Origin of the sequence: Pseudomonas atacamensis, assembly GCF_017167965.1 — a bacterium.
In the GTDB taxonomy this organism is placed as follows: Bacteria; Pseudomonadota; Gammaproteobacteria; order Pseudomonadales; family Pseudomonadaceae; genus Aquipseudomonas; species Aquipseudomonas atacamensis.
This window is the reverse complement of record NZ_CP070503.1, coordinates 5,441,030-5,458,740: the sequence shown is the minus strand read 5'-3', so window position 1 is coordinate 5,458,740 and position 17,711 is coordinate 5,441,030. Positions and strand designations below refer to the sequence as shown.

Genomic DNA, 17,711 nt, shown 5'->3' with positions numbered 1-17,711 from the left:
ATAATTCTGCCAGACATCGGAGCCCGAAGACGCATGCCGCAGACGAAAGATGAATTACCCGACGCGCTGTACCGCGCCGCGCAGGTGCGCGAACTCGACGCGCGGCTGATCGCCGCCGGTACGCCGGGTTTCGAATTGATGCAGCGCGCCGCCCGCGCGACGTGGCGCGCACTGGTGCGCAAGTGGCCGGCAGCGAACGAACTGACGGTGCTCGCCGGGCACGGCAACAACGCCGGCGACGGTTATCTGGTGGCCGGGCTGGCGCTGCGGGCCGGTTGGACGGTGCGCGTTCTCGCCGTCGGCGATCCGCAGCGTTTGCAGGGCGATGCCGCACTGGCCCATGCCGAATCCGTAGCTGACGGTGTTGTGGTGCAAGGCTGGCAGGCGCAGAGCGAGCTGCGCGGTGTCGTCCTCGATGCCTTGCTCGGCACAGGTCTGAGCGGCGAAGTGCGCGAGCCGTATGCATCGGCGATCAAGGCGATCAACGCCTGCGGTTTGCCGGTAGCGGCGGTCGATATTCCGTCAGGGCTATGTGCCGATACCGGACGTGAACTGGGCATCGCGGTCCACGCCGATCTAACGGTGACATTCATTGCTATGAAGATCGGGCTGTTGACTGGCGACGCGGCGGATCAAATCGGCGAACTGGTCTTCAACGACTTGCAAGCCACCGACGAAATTTTCAGTGACATTCCCGTCTGCGCTCAACGCCTGAGCGCCGCTAATCTCCCAGCACTTGCGCCGCGTGCGCCGACCTCGCACAAGGGGCGCTTTGGTCATGTGTTGCTGATCGGCGGCGATCACGAGTTCGGCGGAGCGATTCTGCTCAGCACGGAAATGGCCTTGCGCGGCGGCGCGGGCATGGTTTCGCTGGCGACTCGCCCAGAGCATGTGCCGGCGGCGCTGACTCGGGTGCCGGAGGCTATGGCGCTCGGCACCTCGTCAGCCAATCAACTGATGGGTCTGCTGGAAAAGGTTTCGGTATTGGTGGTCGGGCCGGGCCTCGGTCAGGCCAGTTGGGGCCGTGCCCTGTTGTCGGCTGCCGCCAATGCGCCGCTGCCGCAGGTGTGGGACGCTGACGCGTTGAACCTGCTGGCCAGCGATTTTGTCCAGTTGCCCAAGGATTGCGTGATCACCCCGCATCCGGGTGAAGCGGCGCGCTTGCTTGGCGTCAGCACCACCGAGGTGCAGGCCGATCGCCCGGCCGCTGCTCTGGCGTTGAGCAAAAAGTATTCAGCGGTAGTGGTTCTGAAAGGTGCCGGCAGTCTGATCGCCCATCCAGACGGGCGTCTGGCCCTCTGTCATCAGGGCCATCCGGCGATGGCCACGGGCGGGTTGGGTGATGTGCTGGCCGGTCTCACCGGCGCATTGCTGGCCCAGGGCATGGACGCGTTCGATGCGGCATGCCTGGCCGTCTGGCTGCACGCCAACGCGGGTATGCAACAAGGCAAATTCGGCCGTGGGCTGGCGGCCAGTGATCTGATTCCAGCCATTCGTCAGTTGTTGGAGGAGCAAGCACCGTGTCTGAAGTAACCCTGTACCTGGCCGATGAACAGGCGATGAGCGACTTTGGCGCACGGATCGCCCGCGTCACCCAGGGCCATGGCCTGATTTTTCTCGAAGGCAATCTGGGTATGGGCAAAACCACCCTGTCGCGGGGCATCATTCGCGGTTTGGGGTATGTTGGCGCGGTAAAAAGTCCGACCTTCACATTGGTCGAGCCCTACGAGATCGGTGACATTCGTGCCTTCCACTTCGACCTGTATCGCCTGGTCGATCCCGAGGAGCTGGAGTTTCTCGGCATCCGTGACTACTTCGAAGACGATGCCCTGTGCCTGATCGAGTGGCCCGATAAAGGTGCAGGCTTTTTGCCAAAGCCTGACCTGACCATTACCATTAGCCCGCAAGACAGCGGGCGTTCGCTGAAAATTTTAGCCCAGGGCTCGCGTGGCGAGGCCTGGTGTGCCGCTTTGGCATTGGAATCCAATTAAATGATGGGGTTTGGTATGCGCTTTCGCGCGTTGGTGGCTGCCGCTGGACTGATGTTGATGGCAGTAACCGTCAACGCTGTGGCCGATTCAAAGGTCAACAGCGTGCGCCTGTGGCGGGCGCCGGACAACACGCGACTGGTCTTTGACCTCAGCGGCCCGGTGCAGCACAGCGTTTTCACCCTGACAGCCCCGGACCGGCTGGTGATCGACATCAATGGCGCCACCCTCGGCGCGCCGTTGAACGTGCAGACGGCGAACACGCCGATCACCGCGATGCGCTCGGCCCAGCGCACGCCGACCGACCTGCGCGTGGTCATCGACCTGAAAAAAGCCGTCACCCCGAAAAGCTTCTCGCTGGCGCCGAACGCGCAATACGGCAACCGTCTGGTGGTCGATCTGTTCGACAACCCGGCCGATGCCGCGCCGCCGCCGGCCCCGACGCCATCGGTGGCAACCGTGCCGGCAGTGCCGGTGACCCCGACCGAACCGGCGATCAAGCTGCCGCCAGCCCCGGCCGGCAAGCGCGACATTATCGTGGTGATCGACGCCGGTCACGGTGGCGAAGACCCGGGCGCGTCCGGTTCGCGCGGCCAGCGTGAGAAAGACGTGGTACTGCAGATCGCTCGCGAGCTGCAGCGTCAGGTCAACGGCATGAAAGGCTTCCGCGCCGAGCTGACCCGTACCGGCGACTACTTCATTCCATTGCGCGGGCGAACCGAAATCGCCCGCAAGAAGGGCGCCGACCTGTTCGTCTCGATCCACGCCGACGCCGCGCCGTCCGCAGCCGCGTTCGGTGCGTCGGTGTTCGCCCTCTCTGATCGTGGCGCTACGTCCGAGACCGCCCGTTGGCTGGCCGACAGTGAAAACCGTTCCGACCTGATTGGCGGCGCCGGCAACGTCAGCCTCGATGACAAGGATCGTATGCTGGCGGGCGTGTTGCTCGACCTGTCGATGACCGCGTCGCTGACCTCCAGCCTCAACGTCGGGCAAAAGGTGCTGACCAACATCGGTCGCGTTACGCCGCTGCACAAACAACGTGTGGAACAAGCCGGGTTCATGGTGCTGAAGTCGCCGGACATTCCATCGATCCTGGTCGAAACCGGCTTCATCTCCAACGCCAACGAAGCGAACAAACTGTCCGCGTCGAGCCATCAGCAAGCTCTGGCCCGTTCGATCAGCAGCGGCGTGCGCCAGTTCTTCCAGCAGAATCCACCGCCCGGCACTTATATCGCCTGGCTGCGTGATTCCGGCAAGATCGCCCAAGGCCCGCGCGACCACCGTGTCGGCCCGGGGGAAACCCTGGCGATGATCGGCGTGCGCTATCAGGTCTCGCCGGCCACCTTGCGTGCTGCAAACAACCTGAAAAGTGACGAGTTGAAAGTCGGTCAGCACCTGACCATTCCCGGCACCGAACTGGCGTCCAAAGAATGAACCAGGTAATGAACACGGCGCGCATCGAGCTGCTCAGCCCGCGGCTGGCGAACCAGATTGCCGCCGGTGAGGTGGTTGAGCGCCCGGCTTCGGTGATCAAGGAGTTGCTGGAAAACAGCCTCGACTCCGGCGCCAAGCGTATCGACGTCGATGTCGAGCAGGGCGGCGTCAAGCTGCTGCGCGTGCGCGATGACGGCAGCGGTATTTCCGCCGATGACCTGCCGCTGGCCTTGGCCCGTCACGCCACCAGCAAGATTCGCAACCTCGAAGATCTCGAGCAGGTGATGAGCCTGGGTTTCCGTGGCGAGGCGCTGGCGTCGATCAGCTCCGTGGCGCGTCTGACCCTGACCTCGCGCACCCGCGATGCCGATCAGGCCTGGCAGGTCGAGACCGAAGGCCGGGACATGGCGCCGCGCGTGCAGCCGGCGGCGCATCCGGTCGGCACTTCGGTGGAAGTCCGCGACCTGTTCTTCAACACCCCGGCCCGGCGCAAATTTCTCAAGACCGAAAAAACCGAATTCGATCACTTGCAGGAAGTGATCAAGCGTCTGGCGCTGGCGCGCTTCGACGTGGCTTTTCATCTGCGCCACAACGGCAAGACCATCCTCAGCCTGCACGAGGCCCACGATGATGCAGCCCGCGCCCGGCGTGTGGCGGCGATCTGCGGTTCAGGTTTCCTTGAGCAGGCGCTGCCGATCGAGATCGAACGCAACGGCTTGCACCTGTGGGGCTGGGTCGGTTTGCCGACCTTCAACCGCAGTCAGGCGGATTTGCAGTATTTCTTCGTAAACGGCCGTGCGGTGCGCGACAAACTGGTAGCCCATGCGGTTCGTCAGGCTTATCGCGACGTGCTGTTCAATGGCCGTCACCCGACGTTTGCGCTGTTTTTCGAAGTCGATCCGGCGGCGGTAGATGTCAACGTGCACCCGACCAAACACGAAGTGCGTTTCCGTGACGGGCGCATGGTCCACGACTTCCTGTATGGCACGCTGCACCGTGCGCTGGGCGATGTGCGTCCGGAAGATCAACTGGCCGGTTCGGTCACCACGGCGATCATTCGGCCGAGCGGGATCGAGGCGGGCGAATTCGGCCCACAGGGCGAGATGCGTCTGGCCGCCAATGCGCTGCTGGAGCAGCCGCAGGCGCAACCGGCGTTCAACACGTCATCCGGGGCCAGCGCTGGCGGCGCTTATCAGTATCAATACACGCCGCGTCCGCAATCGGCGCTGCCCGCTGCCGAGGCTCAAGCCGCTTACAAAGAGTTTTTCGCGCCGCTGCCTGAAGCCAATGCCAGCGCGCTGCCAACCGGTCAGGAAGATATCCCGCCGCTCGGCTATGCACTGGCGCAGCTCAAGGGCATCTATATTTTGTCCGAGAACGCCCATGGCCTGGTGCTGGTGGACATGCATGCCGCCCACGAGCGAATCATGTACGAGCGCCTGAAGATCGCCATGGCCAGCGAAGGTCTCAGTGGCCAGCCGTTGCTGGTGCCGGAGTCGCTGGCCGTGAGTCAGCGCGAGGCCGATTGCGCTGAAGAACACGCCGCGTGGTTCCAGCGCCTTGGTTTTGAATTGCAGCGCCTGGGTCCGGAAACCCTGGCGATCCGGCAGATTCCCGCCTTGCTCAAGCAGGCCGAGGCCAACCGACTGGTCGGCGACGTGCTCTCTGACCTGATGGAATACGGCACCAGCGACCGTATCCAGGCGCACCTCAACGAACTGCTCGGCACCATGGCCTGCCACGGCGCGATCCGCGCCAACCGGCGTCTGGCTCTGCCGGAAATGAACGGCCTGCTGCGCGACATGGAAAACACCGAACGCAGCGGTCAATGCAACCATGGCCGACCGACCTGGACCCAGCTGGGTCTGGACGATCTGGACAAACTGTTCCTGCGCGGTCGTTGATGAGCCAGCTTCCTCCAGCGATTTTCCTGATGGGCCCGACCGCTGCGGGCAAGACCGATCTGGCCATCGAGCTGACCAAGGTGCTGCCGTGCGAATTGATCAGTGTCGATTCGGCGCTGGTCTACCGCGGCATGGACATCGGCACGGCCAAACCTTCGAAAGAACTGCTCGCCGAATATCCGCACCGGCTGATCGACATTCTCGATCCTGCTGAAGCGTATTCCGCTGCCGATTTTCGTCGCGACGCGTTGCAGGCCATGGCCGAGATCACTGGGCGAGGAAAGATCCCGCTGCTGGTCGGCGGCACCATGCTCTATTACAAGGCTCTGGTCGAAGGTCTGGCGGACATGCCGGCGGCCGATCCCGAGGTCCGTGCGCAGATCGAGGAAGAAGCTGCACGCCTCGGCTGGCAAGCCCTGCACGATCAACTGGCGCAAATCGATCCGGTGTCGGCGGCGCGCATTCATCCCAATGATCCGCAGCGCTTGAGTCGGGCACTTGAAGTGTATCGAGTCAGCGGGCAGAGCATGACCGCCCTGCGCGAGCAACAATCTGCGCAAAGTACTGAAGCAGCCGCTTCGGGACGCCAACAATTGCCCTATACTGTCGCGAACCTGGCCATTGCTCCGGCGAATCGTCAGGTTTTGCACCAGCGAATTGAACAAAGATTCACAAATATGTTGGAACAGGGATTCATCGACGAGGTCGTAGCCCTGCGTAAAAGAAGTGACCTGCATTCGGGGTTGCCGTCTATACGTGCGGTAGGCTACCGCCAAGTCTGGGATTACCTGGACGGCAAGCTGACATTGGCCCAGATGCAGGAGCGGGGCATCATCGCCACGCGCCAATTGGCCAAACGCCAGTTTACCTGGCTGCGCAGCTGGGACGATTTGCACTGGCTGGACAGTCTTGATTGCGACAATCTGCCACGCGCCTTGAAATACCTTGGGACCATCTCCATATTGAGCTGAGTCCTTGCAATTGCCGTCTATCCTTGGGGGTGTGACGGCCGAAGCCATCTGAATTTACCTGTTTTTATTATTGAATCCTTAAAGGAGTGCGGCACATGTCAAAAGGGCATTCGCTACAAGACCCTTACCTGAACACTTTACGTAAAGAGAAAGTCGGGGTTTCCATCTACCTGGTCAACGGTATCAAGCTGCAAGGGACGATCGAGTCGTTCGACCAGTTCGTGATCCTGCTGAAAAACACCGTAAGCCAGATGGTCTACAAACACGCTATCTCGACCGTCGTGCCGGTTCGTCCAATTCGTCTGCCTAGCGCAACCGAAAACGAACAGGGCGATGCCGATGCAGCGCCGGGTAACGCCTGATAGGAGTCTCCTTTGTTCTTTGAGCGCCACGGTGGTGGTGAACGAGTCATCCTCGTTCACTTGGATGGACAGGACCCTGAGGCGCGCGAAGATCCGCAGGAGTTTCAGGAGTTGGCAAATTCGGCTGGCGCCGAGACCGTCGCGTTTTTTAACGTGCCGCGTCATCGGCCAACCGCCAAATATCTGATCGGCAGCGGCAAGGTCGAGGAACTGCGCGACCTGGTCAAGGCTGAAGAAGCCGATCTGGTGATTTTCAATCACATCCTCACGCCCAGTCAGGAACGCAACCTCGAACGTGTTTTCGAGTGTCGCGTGATCGACCGCACCGGGCTGATTCTCGATATTTTCGCCCAACGCGCACGCACCCATGAGGGCAAGCTGCAGGTCGAACTGGCCCAGCTTGACCACATGAGCACGCGGCTGGTTCGCGGCTGGACTCACCTTGAACGTCAGGGTGGCGGTATCGGTATGCGCGGCCCGGGTGAAACCCAGCTGGAAACCGACCGCCGTCTGCTGCGGGTTCGCCTGCGTCAGATCAAGGGGCGGCTGGAGAAGGTGCGCAGTCAGCGCGAGCAGTCGCGCCGTGGCCGATCCCGTGCGGACATTCCTACCGTTTCGCTGGTGGGCTACACCAACGCGGGCAAATCGACACTCTTCAACAACGTGACGAAGTCCGAGGTGTACGCGGCCGATCAACTGTTCGCCACGCTCGACCCGACCCTGCGCCGGCTGGAGCTTGACGACCTCGGTCCGATCGTCCTCGCCGATACCGTGGGCTTCATTCGTCACCTGCCACACAAGCTGGTCGAGGCATTTCGGTCTACGCTCGAAGAGTCGAGCAATTCCGACCTGCTGCTGCACGTGATCGATGCGGCCGAACCGGATCGCATGTTGCAGATCGAGCAGGTGATGGTGGTGCTGGGCGAGATTGGTGCCCAGGACTTGCCGATCCTCGAGGTCTATAACAAACTCGATTTGCTCGAAGGCGTCGAGCCGCAGATCCAGCGCGATGCCGATGGCAAGCCGCAACGGGTCTGGCTCTCGGCGCGTGATGGCAGCGGTCTGGAATTGCTTGAACAGGCCATCGCCGAGTTGCTCGGCAGTGATCTGTTCGTCGGTACCTTGCGCTTGCCGCAACGCTTCGCTCGACTGCGTGCGCAGTTCTTCGAACTCGGTGCGGTGCAGAAAGAAGAATACGATGAAGAAGGTGTCAGCTTGCTGGCCGTTCGTTTGCCCCGGATCGAGTTGAATCGATTGGTAAGCCGCGAAGGATTGCAGCCGATGGAATTCATCGAGCAACACACTTTGCAATAAAAGCCTGACAAAGCGGTTGTGCCGCAACGGCAGGCATTCTGTAGCATTGGTCGGCGCGCCGTGGGTGCGTCTTTGCTTTATCAGATGGAGAGCGCTATGGCTTGGAATGAGCCGGGTGGCAACTCGAATAATCAGGATCCCTGGGGTGGCAAGCGCCGCAATAACGGCGACCGCAAGGGGCCACCGGATCTCGACGAGGCCTTCCGAAAGCTGCAGGAAAGCCTGAACGGGTTGTTCGGTGGTGGTAAGAAACGCGGTGATGACGGCGGCGGGTCGGGGCGCAGCAGTGGCGGCTTCGGCGGTCTGCTCGGCATCGGCCTGGTCGTGCTGGCGGCTGTCTGGCTGTACAGCGCCGTCTACGTGGTGGACGAGCAGGAGCAAGCCGTGGTGCTGCGCTTCGGCAAGTACTACGAGACTGTCGGCCCGGGCTTGAACATCTACTTCCCGCCGATCGACAAGAAGTACATGGAGAACGTGACGCGTGAGCGTGCGTACACCAAGCAGGGCCAGATGTTGACTGAAGACGAGAACATCGTCGAAGTGCCGCTGACCGTGCAGTACAAGATCAGCAACCTGCAGGACTTCGTGCTGAACGTCGATCAGCCGGAAATCAGCCTGCAGCACGCGACTGAAAGTGCGCTGCGTCACGTGGTCGGTTCCACCGCCATGGATCAGGTGCTGACCGAAGGTCGTGAATTGATGGCCAGCGAAATCAAGGAGCGTCTGCAACGCTTCCTCGATACCTATCGCACCGGTATCACCGTCACCCAGGTCAACGTACAGAGCGCAGCGGCACCGCGTGAAGTACAGGAAGCCTTCGATGACGTGATCCGCGCCCGTGAAGACGAGCAGCGTTCGCGCAACCAGGCTGAAACCTACGCCAACGGCGTTGTGCCGGAAGCCCGTGGTCAGGCCCAGCGCATCATCGAAGATGCCAACGGTTATCGCGACGAGACCATCTCGCGCGCCAAGGGTGAGGCCGATCGCTTCACCAAACTGGTCGCCGAGTATCGCAAGGCACCTGAAGTCACCCGCGAGCGTCTGTACCTGGACACCATGCAGGAAGTCTTCAGCAATACCAGCAAGGTCCTCGTGACCGGCAACAAGAACGGCCAGAGCAATCTGCTCTACCTGCCGTTGGACAAGATGATCCAGAACAGTTCGGGTAATGCACCGGTGACCGGTTCGGCCGCCAGCAACAACACGGACGTCACGCCGCATGTCACCGACGTGCCGCAGACGCGTACAAGGGAGACCCGCTGATGAGCAATAAATCGCTGATCGCCCTGATCGTTGGCGTCGTTGTGGTACTGGTGGGCTGGAATTGCTTCTATATCGTCGCTCAGACCGAGCGCGCGGTGCTGCTGCAATTCGGTCGTGTGGTTCAGGCCGATGTCCAGCCGGGTCTGCATGTGAAGGTGCCTTACGTCAACCAGGTGCGCAAATTCGACGCGCGTCTGCTGACGCTGGATGCACCGACGCAGCGCTTCCTGACTCTGGAAAAGAAAGCCGTGATGGTCGATGCCTACGCCAAGTGGCGGGTGAAAGATGCCGAGCGCTTCTACACCGCGACTTCGGGTCTGAAGCAGATCGCCGACGAGCGTCTGTCCCGTCGTCTCGAATCGGGCCTGCGTGACCAGTTCGGCAAGCGCACCCTGCACGAAGTGGTGTCGGGTGAACGTGATGCGCTGATGGCTGACATCACTGCGTCGCTGAACAAGATGGCGGAAAAAGAGCTGGGTATCGAAGTCGTCGATGTCCGGGTCAAGGCCATCGATCTGCCGAAGGAAGTGAACCGCAGTGTGTTCGAACGTATGAGCACCGAGCGTGAGCGTGAAGCTCGCGAGCACCGCGCCAAGGGTAACGAGCTGGCCGAAGGCATCCGTGCCGACGCTGATCGTCAACGCCGCGTGCTGCTGGCCGAAGCCTATCGTGAATCCGAAGAGGTTCGCGGTGACGGTGACGCCCAGGCTGCTGCGATCTACTCCAAGGCCTACGGCCAAGACCAGGAGTTCTACGGTTTCTACCGTAGCCTGCGTGCCTACCGTGAAAGCTTCGCGAACAAATCCGACGTCCTGGTCCTCGACCCAAGCAGCGACTTCTTCCGTTATCTGGAAAAAGCCAAACCTTGATACGACGTTGACCTGAATCAGTCCGCCCGGCGGCTAAAACCTCGGGCGGGGTGATCCTTTCGGAAAACGTGTGTATGATGCGGCAGCCGGGAAATTCCCGGCTTTTTTGCGTCTGCACGTTTGATTGCTGTTTTTGTTGCAGACGTCGGGTTTGAATAGCCCGAGCGTTTTTCGAGGAAAGTGATGGGCGAAGCCGCCAGCCGGCCTTTCGCTGCGTCGTTCATGCGCGTGCGTTTTGAACGCCCCGATCATTTTCTGCTTCACTCAAGGCTCGCCCTCGTGCTGGCCGCCCGGATCAAAGGGGAATGGCGTAATGGCAACGGTAGACCGCTGGCTGCTGCCAGATGGCATCGAAGAAGTACTGCCACCGGAGGCGGCGCGCATTGAAGTTGCGCGTCGTCAGGTGTTGGATCTGTTCCAGAGCTGGGGTTACGAGTTCGTCGTGACTCCCCATATCGAGTACCTGGAATCCCTGCTGACCGGCGCGGGCCAGGACCTGGATCTGCGTACCTTCAAGGTCATCGACCCGCAATCGGGCCGGCAGATGGGTTTCCGTGCCGACATCACGCCGCAAGTGGCGCGCATCGATGCGCACACCCTGCGTCGCGAAGGCCCGAGCCGTCTGTGCTACGCCGGCAGCGTCCTGCATGCCCAGCCGCGTGCATTGTCGTCCTCGCGCAGCCCGATCCAGCTGGGCGCCGAGCTGTACGGCGACGCCAGCCCGAGCAGCGACGTCGAAGTCATCAGCCTGATGCTGGCCATGCTGCAACTGGCCGATGTGCCGGACGTGCACATGGACCTCGGCCATGTCGGCATCTACCGTGGTCTGGCGCGTGCCGCTGGTCTGTCCGGTGAAGTCGAGCAGCAGTTGTTCGATGCCCTGCAGCGCAAGGCCATCGATGAAGTAATTACCCTGACCGAAGGCCTGCCGGCCGATCTGTCGGGCATGCTGCGCGCACTGGTTGATCTGTGTGGCGGCCGTGAAGTGTTGAGCGCTGCCCGCGAGCGTCTGGCCAATGCCCCGGCGCCGGTGCTGGCGGCGCTGGAAGATCTGCTGGCGATCGCCGAGCGTCTTTCCGTGCGCTTTCCGCAGCTGCCGCTGTATTTCGACCTCGGCGAGTTGCGCGGCTACCACTACCACACCGGTGTGGTGTTCGCGGTGTTCGTGCCGGGCGTTGGCCAGTCCATCGCTCAGGGCGGTCGTTACGATGACATCGGTGCCGACTTCGGTCGCGCCCGTCCGGCGACTGGTTTCTCTACCGATTTGAAAACCCTGGTGACCCTGGGGCGTGCTGAGATCGAGCTACCGTCTGGCGGTATCTGGATGCCTGACAGTACGGATGCGGCACTCTGGCAGCAGGTTTGCCAGTTGCGCAGTGAGGGTCAGCGTGTCGTTCAGGCCTTGCCTGGACAACCTTTGGCCGCCGCCCGTGATGCGGACTGCGACCGGCAATTGATTCAGCAGAACGGGCTTTGGCAAGTATCGCCACTGGCTTCTTGAGTTTTCCTGCCGGCCATCGCCGGCACCAAGTTTGCGCGAATGAGGACAAGTGTTATGGGTAAGAATGTCGTAGTCCTGGGCACCCAGTGGGGTGATGAGGGCAAAGGCAAGATCGTTGATCTGCTGACCGAACATGCTGCCGCCGTAGTGCGCTACCAGGGTGGCCACAACGCGGGTCACACGCTGGTGATCGACGGCGAGAAAACCGTCTTGCACCTGATTCCATCGGGCGTGCTGCGCGAAGGCGTGCAATGCCTGATCGGCAACGGCGTGGTGGTTGCACCTGACGCCCTGCTGCGCGAGATCACCAAGCTGGAAGAGAAAGGCGTACCAGTGCGCGAGCGCCTGCGTATCAGCCCGTCCTGCCCGCTGATCCTGTCCTTCCACGTCGCGCTGGACCAGGCCCGTGAAAAGGCCCGTGGCGAGCTGAAGATCGGTACCACCGGTCGCGGCATCGGCCCGGCTTACGAAGACAAGGTTGCCCGTCGTGGCCTGCGTGTCGGCGACCTGCTGAACATGCCGCGCTTCGAAGACAAGCTGCGTGAACTGGTGGATTACCACAACTTCATGCTGGTCGGTTACTACAAAGAGCCAGCCATCGAATTCGAAAAGACCCTGGTCGAGTGCAAGGAATACGCTGAGCTGCTCAAGCCGCTGATGCTCGACGTGACTGCCGAGCTGCACGAGCTGCGTCGTGCCGGCAAGGACATCATGTTCGAAGGAGCGCAAGGTTCGTTGCTCGACATCGACCACGGCACCTACCCGTACGTGACCAGCTCCAACACCACCGCTGGTGGCGTGGCGACCGGTTCGGGCGTGGGTCCGATGTTCCTCGACTACATCCTGGGCATCACCAAGGCCTACACCACTCGCGTCGGTTCCGGCCCGTTCCCGACCGAGCTGTTTGACGAAGTCGGTGCGCACCTGGCCAAGCAAGGTCACGAGTTCGGCGCCACCACTGGTCGCGCCCGTCGTTGCGGCTGGTTTGACGCCGTCATCCTGCGTCGCGCTATCGACGTGAACAGCATCTCGGGCATCTGCCTGACCAAGCTGGACGTGCTTGACGGTCTGGAAACCATCAACATCTGCGTCGGCTACAAGGATGCGCAAGGCAATGCCGTCGCGCCGACCGATGCTGACAGCTACGTCGGCCTGCAGCCGGTGTACGAAGAAGTGCCGGGCTGGAGCGAATCGACCGTGGGTGCCAAGACTCTGGAAGAGCTGCCGGCCAATGCTCGTGCCTACATCAAACGCGTTGAAGAGTTGATCGGCGCGCCGATCGACATTATTTCGACGGGCCCGGACCGCAACGAAACCATCGTTCTGCGTCATCCGTTCGCTTGATAAGTTGTTGATGTAAAAAACAAAGGCCCCTTAATCGGGGCCTTTGTCGTTTATGCCTGTTGGACGGCATGACCTTTGCTGTGAATCTGTCTACAAGAGTGCCATCAAATTAATGGCGTCAGAAGTAGAGGGATTTAAAGTGTCAGCCGTTCTCTCACTGTTACAAAGCCGTTTGTTGCGGCCGGTGTTCGTTACCCTTGGTATCGCCCTTTTGGTGCAGGTGTTGGTGGCGGTTGCCCTGACGCGGAGCACGGTGACCGCGCTGGAAGCCGATCTGGCCGTGCGCCTGGGTGCCGACAGCCAGAAACTCTCCGGTGAGCTGGAGCAGGCGGGGCGTGAAGTCACTTCAAGTCTTGATGCGTTATCGGCCAGCACTCGTCAGCGCCTCACGGCTGGCCTGTCCGCACGCCTCAAAGAAGAGCAGGCGCAGCTGCGGGCGACGCTGGAAAAGGATCTGAAGGATTCGGCCAACGACATGGCGCAGTTGCTTGCATCCGTAGCGCCGCGTGCGATGTGGGACAGCGACGTGCCGACGCTCTCGGAGTTCGCTCGTCGCGCCCAGCGCAATCCCAACGTGCTGTTCGTGGTGTATGACGACGCCACCGGCCAGCATCTGACCCGTTATCTCAACCGTGAAAATCCGATCAACAAGGCCTTGCTGGAAAAAGGTCAGGGCGAGCGTGCGCTGGATAAAGTACTCGATGCGGCGAAAAACGATCCTTCGGTTTACTACCTCGAAGCCTCGATCAATCCCAATGGCGTGGAAATCGGCAAAGTGCTGATGGGCGTGTCCACGGCCTCGGTGGAAACCGATCTGGCCGAGCTCGACAAGCGCTTCCTCGCGCTAATTGCCAGCAGCGATCAATTGGTCGGCGACAGCCTCAAAGGCGCAGCGGCGGACAGCGCCAAGGCAATGCAGGCGCGCCTGCAATCGGCGCAGGGCACCGCTGGCGAAATGAAAGCCAACACCGCACAAACCGTTCAAGACGCTGCCGCGACACTGCGCTGGCGTATCGGCCTTGGCCTGGCACTGGTCGGTTGTGGCGTGCTGCTGTTGCTGGCCGTGGTGCTCGGTCATCGTGTGGTCAATCGTCTGAAAATGCTCAATGCGGCGATGGACGATCTGGCAGCGGGCGAGGGCGATCTGACCAAGCGTGTGCAGATCAACAGCAAGGATGAAATCGGCGACATGGCTTCGGCGGTCAATCGCTTTGTGGATAAATTGCAGCCGATCGTACGCGAGGCGGGCGATGTCGCTCAGCGCACTGGCGTGGAAATCGGCGCGATGACTTTGCGCAACGCTGGCGCCGATGCGGCTGCCGGAATGCAGCGCGATGAAGTTGCAGAAAGCCTTCGCGCGCTGTCGCAAATGGCAGACGAGGCGCAGTCGGAAAGTCAGGCAATGCAGGCGGCGCTGAAGCAGGTTGTCGATATTCGTCAGGCCACCGATGAGAACACCCGGACTTCGGCGAAAGTTGGCAGCCTGATCGAAGCGCTGGCCGGGCAGGTCGATACCGGGGCGAAGGTTATCGAGCGACTGGCGCAGCAGAGCGAGCAGATTGAGGTGGTGCTGACGGTGATTCACGGCATCGCCGAACAGACCAACCTGCTGGCATTGAATGCTGCGATCGAGGCGGCGCGCGCCGGTGAAACCGGGCGTGGGTTTGCCGTGGTGGCGGATGAAGTGCGTGCACTGGCGAGCAAAACGCAGAGCTCGACGGGCGATATTCAAGCGCACATCGTTGCTCTGCAACAGGGCGCACGTGAGGCGGTTGAGGCGATTGGTCAGGCCGGACGGCAGGCCAGCGAAGGTTTGCTGGTCTTGCGCGACAGTGCGCGGTTGCAGCAGTCGGTGCAGGCTTCGGTTGAGCAGGTGCACGCGGCGATCGGTCTGGCGACGCAAGCAGCAGCGCATCAGGCGCAGGGTGCACAGGCAGTGCGTGGGCGCGTCGAGACGATTCATGCACAGGCCGAGAAAGCGGCGCAGGCAGTGGTGGAAACCACGGCCAGTGGCAAGGTGCTGGATGGTCTGGCTGCGCAATTGAAAGCCAGCCTGGGGCAGTTCCGCGCTTAGTGGTATCCGGGCTGGCCTCTTCGCGAGCAGGCTCGCTCCCACAGGGAAACTCAATCCATTGTGAGAGCGAGCCTGCTCGCGAATACGGTATCAGCGGCTCAGATACATCCGCGTCGTCAGCAGATAAACCGGCAACCCCGAGACCACAATCAACAACGCCGCATAAGGCGCCGCCGCGGCAAACTCGACATTCGCCGTATGCGCCCAGACCTCGGTCGCCAGCGTATTCAGTCCGGTTGGGCTGAGCAGCAACGTCGCCGTCAATTCCTTCATCGCATCGAGAAACACCAGCGCAAACGCCGCGCCCAGTGCCGGGAAAATGATCGGTAATGTCACCCGGCAAAACGCCGTGAACGACGATGCGCCCAAGGTCCGCGCGGCTTCTTCCAGCTGTGGCGCAGCCTTGTTCAGTGCCGTACGAATCGGCGCCTGCGCCAGTGGCAGAAACAGCAGCGCATAGGCGATCAGCAGCAAGCCCGACGTCTGATACAGCACCGGCACGTAATGCAGGGCGAAATACACCAGCGTCAACGCAATCACCAGCCCCGGCAGCGCGTGCAGCAGATAAGGCAGGCGTTCGGCCCAGATTGCCAATTGGCCTTTATAGCGCACCACCAGCAGTCCGACCGGAACGGCCAGCACCAGACACAGCGCCGCGCCGCCCAACGACAGTGCCAGCGAAGACAGCAGCGCCTCAGTGATCGCAGCTACGGGGAACGCCGCCGATGAGCCGACCGCCAGCCAGTAGGCCAACATGCCCAGCGGAACGCCGCTGCCGATAATCGCCAGCAACAGGCAATACAACTGACCGAGCGCCGCCCACGGTCCAAGCTTTACCTGTTCAGCCTGTCGCGCTGCGCCCTGTCCGGTGCGCACATGCCGGCCCTTGCCGCGCACGCGCAGCTCCAGCCACAACAGCAGCAGGCACAGCGCCAGCAACACCGCCGAAAGCATCGCTGCGTTAGCGTTACTGAATTCCAGTTCGAATTGCTGGTAGATCGCCGTGGTAAAGGTCTGCAGGCCGATGATCGACAGCGCGCCGAATTCCACCAGCATGTGCAGGGCAATCAGCAGCGAACCGGCCAGCAGCGATGGCCACAGCAGCGGCAGGGTGACGCGGAAAAATACGCCCCAGCGATTCTGTCCCAACGTGCGGGCGGATTCTTCGAGGGAGGGATCGAGATTGCGCAGGGTCGCCGCAACTGGCAGGAAGATCAGCGGATACTTCGACAGGCTCATCACCAGAATCGCCCCGCCGAGGCCTTCGAATTGCGCGCTGAGCGAGACCCAGGTGAAGCTGCTGACAAACGCCGGCACCGCAAACGGCAGGCACAGGATCACGCCCCATAGCCGCCGCCCCGGCAGATTGCTGCGCTCCAGCAGCCATGCCAGCGACAGACCGATCACGGCGCAGGTAACCGTCACGCCGACCATCAGTGCCAAGGTGTTGCGCAACAGGCCAAACACATACGGGCGCCACAGCAAATGCAGCGCCTCGGCCCAGCCGGCCTGCCAGGCTTTCAGTCCGACATAGGCCAGTGGCAGCAGGCTCATGACCACCAGTAGCAATACCGGCAGCACCAGCCAGATTGACGGCCGTTTGCGTCGTGGCACGTAACCCCCGCGCGCGGCGGGGGCCGATAACGATGCTGCCATCAGTTCAGGCCAACTTCGCGTTCCAGCTCCAGCGCTTCTTCAGCATTGCCCAGATCCGCCGGAGTGACGTTCGGCGCTTCCAGTTCGCTGAACGGCTTGAGGCCGCGATCCGACTCCATGCCTTTGTGCAGCGGGTATTCGGCGGTGGTCTGAGTGATCACGCGCTGACCTTCTTCGCTGGCCATGAAGGCGAGGAATTGCTGGGCTTCTTTTGGATGTTTGCTGGATTTCAGCACGGCAGCGCTGGACACGGTGATCAAGCCGCCAGCGTCGCCGCCGGTGAAATAATGCAGCTTGGAGTCGAGCTTGCCTTTCTCGCGTTGCAGGGCGAACCAGTAGTAGTTGTTCACCAGTACGGTAGCGACTTCGCCGTTTTCCACAGCTTTGAGTGCGACCATGTTGTTGCTGTAGGTCTTGCCGAACGCGCGCAGGCCGGTCAGCCATTCTTCGGCGGCGTCACGACCGTGCAGCTTGATGATTGCTACGGCCTGTTCCTGGAAGGCGCCACTGGTCGGAACGAAGCCGACCTTGCCTTGCCATTGCGGCTCGGAGAATTCCATCACCGATTTCGGCAGGTCTTTTTCATCGATCAGTTTCGGGTTGAACGCGACCACGCGTACGCGGGCGGTAATGCCGATCCAGGTACCGTTGGCGGCGACGTATTTTTCCGGCAAAACCGCTAGGGTGGCGTCATCGGCCTTGGCCAGCAGACCCTGTTCGCCGAGGTTATTCAGCGGCGGCGACTCTTCGGTGTAGATCACATCGGCGGGCGAGCGGTCGCCTTCTTCGATGATCTGGCTGGCGAGCTGGTTGCTGCTGCCTTTGCGCACGTTGACGTGGATGCCGGTCTTGGCTTCAAAAGCCTTGGCAATCGCGTCGCCGACTTCCTTGTGCTGGCCGTTGTAGAGAGTCAGGGAAACCGCATCGGCAGCCTGGGTGAGGGGAGTGGCGAGTGCCAGGCCGAGGAGGGTGAAGGTCAGGCCTCGGCGCAGGGTATTTCGAAACGTCATTCGCAGGGTTCCTCACTGTCG

The 17,711-nt window shown here is 61.6% G+C and carries 14 protein-coding genes; 12 read left to right on the top strand and 2 right to left on the bottom strand.

Annotated features, from left to right (window positions below):
• The first annotated feature begins 33 nt into the window (after positions 1–33).
• The 12 genes from JWU58_RS24800 to JWU58_RS24745 all read left to right on the top strand — a co-directional run bounded on the left by JWU58_RS24800 (position 34) and on the right by JWU58_RS24745 (position 15,024).
• A complete protein-coding gene (locus JWU58_RS24800; RefSeq protein WP_206421144.1) occupies positions 34–1,533 on the top strand; it encodes an NAD(P)H-hydrate dehydratase in 1,500 nt (499 codons plus the stop codon).
• Positions 1,521–1,991: a tRNA (adenosine(37)-N6)-threonylcarbamoyltransferase complex ATPase subunit type 1 TsaE gene (gene tsaE / locus JWU58_RS24795; protein WP_123443942.1), complete on the top strand. Its 471-nt coding sequence runs from the start codon at positions 1,521–1,523 to the stop codon at positions 1,989–1,991. Before JWU58_RS24800 ends, tsaE begins: the two co-directional genes overlap by 13 nt.
• Positions 1,992–2,042: 51 nt before the next feature.
• The gene (locus tag JWU58_RS24790) at positions 2,043–3,422 is read left to right on the top strand and encodes an N-acetylmuramoyl-L-alanine amidase (RefSeq protein WP_370593506.1); all 1,380 of its coding nucleotides are present in this window, start codon (positions 2,043–2,045) and stop codon (positions 3,420–3,422) included.
• A complete protein-coding gene (gene mutL / locus JWU58_RS24785) occupies positions 3,419–5,326 on the top strand; it encodes a DNA mismatch repair endonuclease MutL (RefSeq protein WP_206421143.1) in 1,908 nt (635 codons plus the stop codon). The genes JWU58_RS24790 and mutL overlap by 4 nt, the downstream gene beginning before the upstream one ends.
• A complete protein-coding gene (gene miaA, locus JWU58_RS24780; RefSeq protein ID WP_122601477.1) occupies positions 5,326–6,297 on the top strand; it encodes a tRNA (adenosine(37)-N6)-dimethylallyltransferase MiaA in 972 nt (323 codons plus the stop codon). Before mutL ends, miaA begins: the two co-directional genes overlap by 1 nt.
• 95 nt (positions 6,298–6,392) lie before the next feature.
• Positions 6,393–6,659, top strand: a complete 267-nt coding sequence (gene hfq / locus JWU58_RS24775; RefSeq protein ID WP_016771947.1) for an RNA chaperone Hfq — start codon at positions 6,393–6,395, stop codon at positions 6,657–6,659.
• A 12-nt stretch (positions 6,660–6,671) separates the two neighbouring features.
• On the top strand, positions 6,672–7,973 hold the full coding sequence (hflX, locus tag JWU58_RS24770) for a ribosome rescue GTPase HflX (protein ID WP_016771946.1): 1,302 nt from the start codon (positions 6,672–6,674) through the stop codon (positions 7,971–7,973).
• Between the two features lie 96 nt (positions 7,974–8,069).
• Positions 8,070–9,236 (top strand): FtsH protease activity modulator HflK, encoded by a 1,167-nt coding sequence (hflK, locus tag JWU58_RS24765; protein WP_024011368.1) that lies wholly within the window; start codon positions 8,070–8,072, stop codon positions 9,234–9,236.
• Complete coding sequence (gene hflC / locus JWU58_RS24760; protein WP_016771945.1) at positions 9,236–10,105, top strand: protease modulator HflC; 870 nt, start codon at positions 9,236–9,238, stop codon at positions 10,103–10,105. Before hflK ends, hflC begins: the two co-directional genes overlap by 1 nt.
• A 313-nt stretch (positions 10,106–10,418) precedes the next feature.
• The gene (locus JWU58_RS24755; RefSeq protein WP_016771944.1) at positions 10,419–11,606 is read left to right on the top strand and encodes an ATP phosphoribosyltransferase regulatory subunit; all 1,188 of its coding nucleotides are present in this window, start codon (positions 10,419–10,421) and stop codon (positions 11,604–11,606) included.
• Between the two features lie 54 nt (positions 11,607–11,660).
• Positions 11,661–12,950, top strand: a complete 1,290-nt coding sequence (locus JWU58_RS24750; RefSeq protein ID WP_206421142.1) for an adenylosuccinate synthase — start codon at positions 11,661–11,663, stop codon at positions 12,948–12,950.
• Positions 12,951–13,089: 139 nt separating this feature from the next.
• Positions 13,090–15,024, top strand: coding sequence for a methyl-accepting chemotaxis protein (locus JWU58_RS24745; protein ID WP_110602740.1), 1,935 nt, complete (start codon positions 13,090–13,092; stop codon positions 15,022–15,024).
• Positions 15,025–15,114: 90 nt separating this feature from the next.
• Here the strand turns inward: JWU58_RS24745 and JWU58_RS24740 are convergent, their stop codons facing one another.
• The gene (locus JWU58_RS24740; RefSeq protein ID WP_016771942.1) at positions 15,115–16,680 is read right to left on the bottom strand and encodes an ABC transporter permease; all 1,566 of its coding nucleotides are present in this window, start codon (positions 16,678–16,680) and stop codon (positions 15,115–15,117) included.
• Complete coding sequence (locus JWU58_RS24735; RefSeq protein ID WP_110602744.1) at positions 16,680–17,690, bottom strand: extracellular solute-binding protein; 1,011 nt, start codon at positions 17,688–17,690, stop codon at positions 16,680–16,682. Before JWU58_RS24735 ends, JWU58_RS24740 begins: the two co-directional genes overlap by 1 nt.
• Positions 17,691–17,711: the final 21 nt, after the last annotated feature.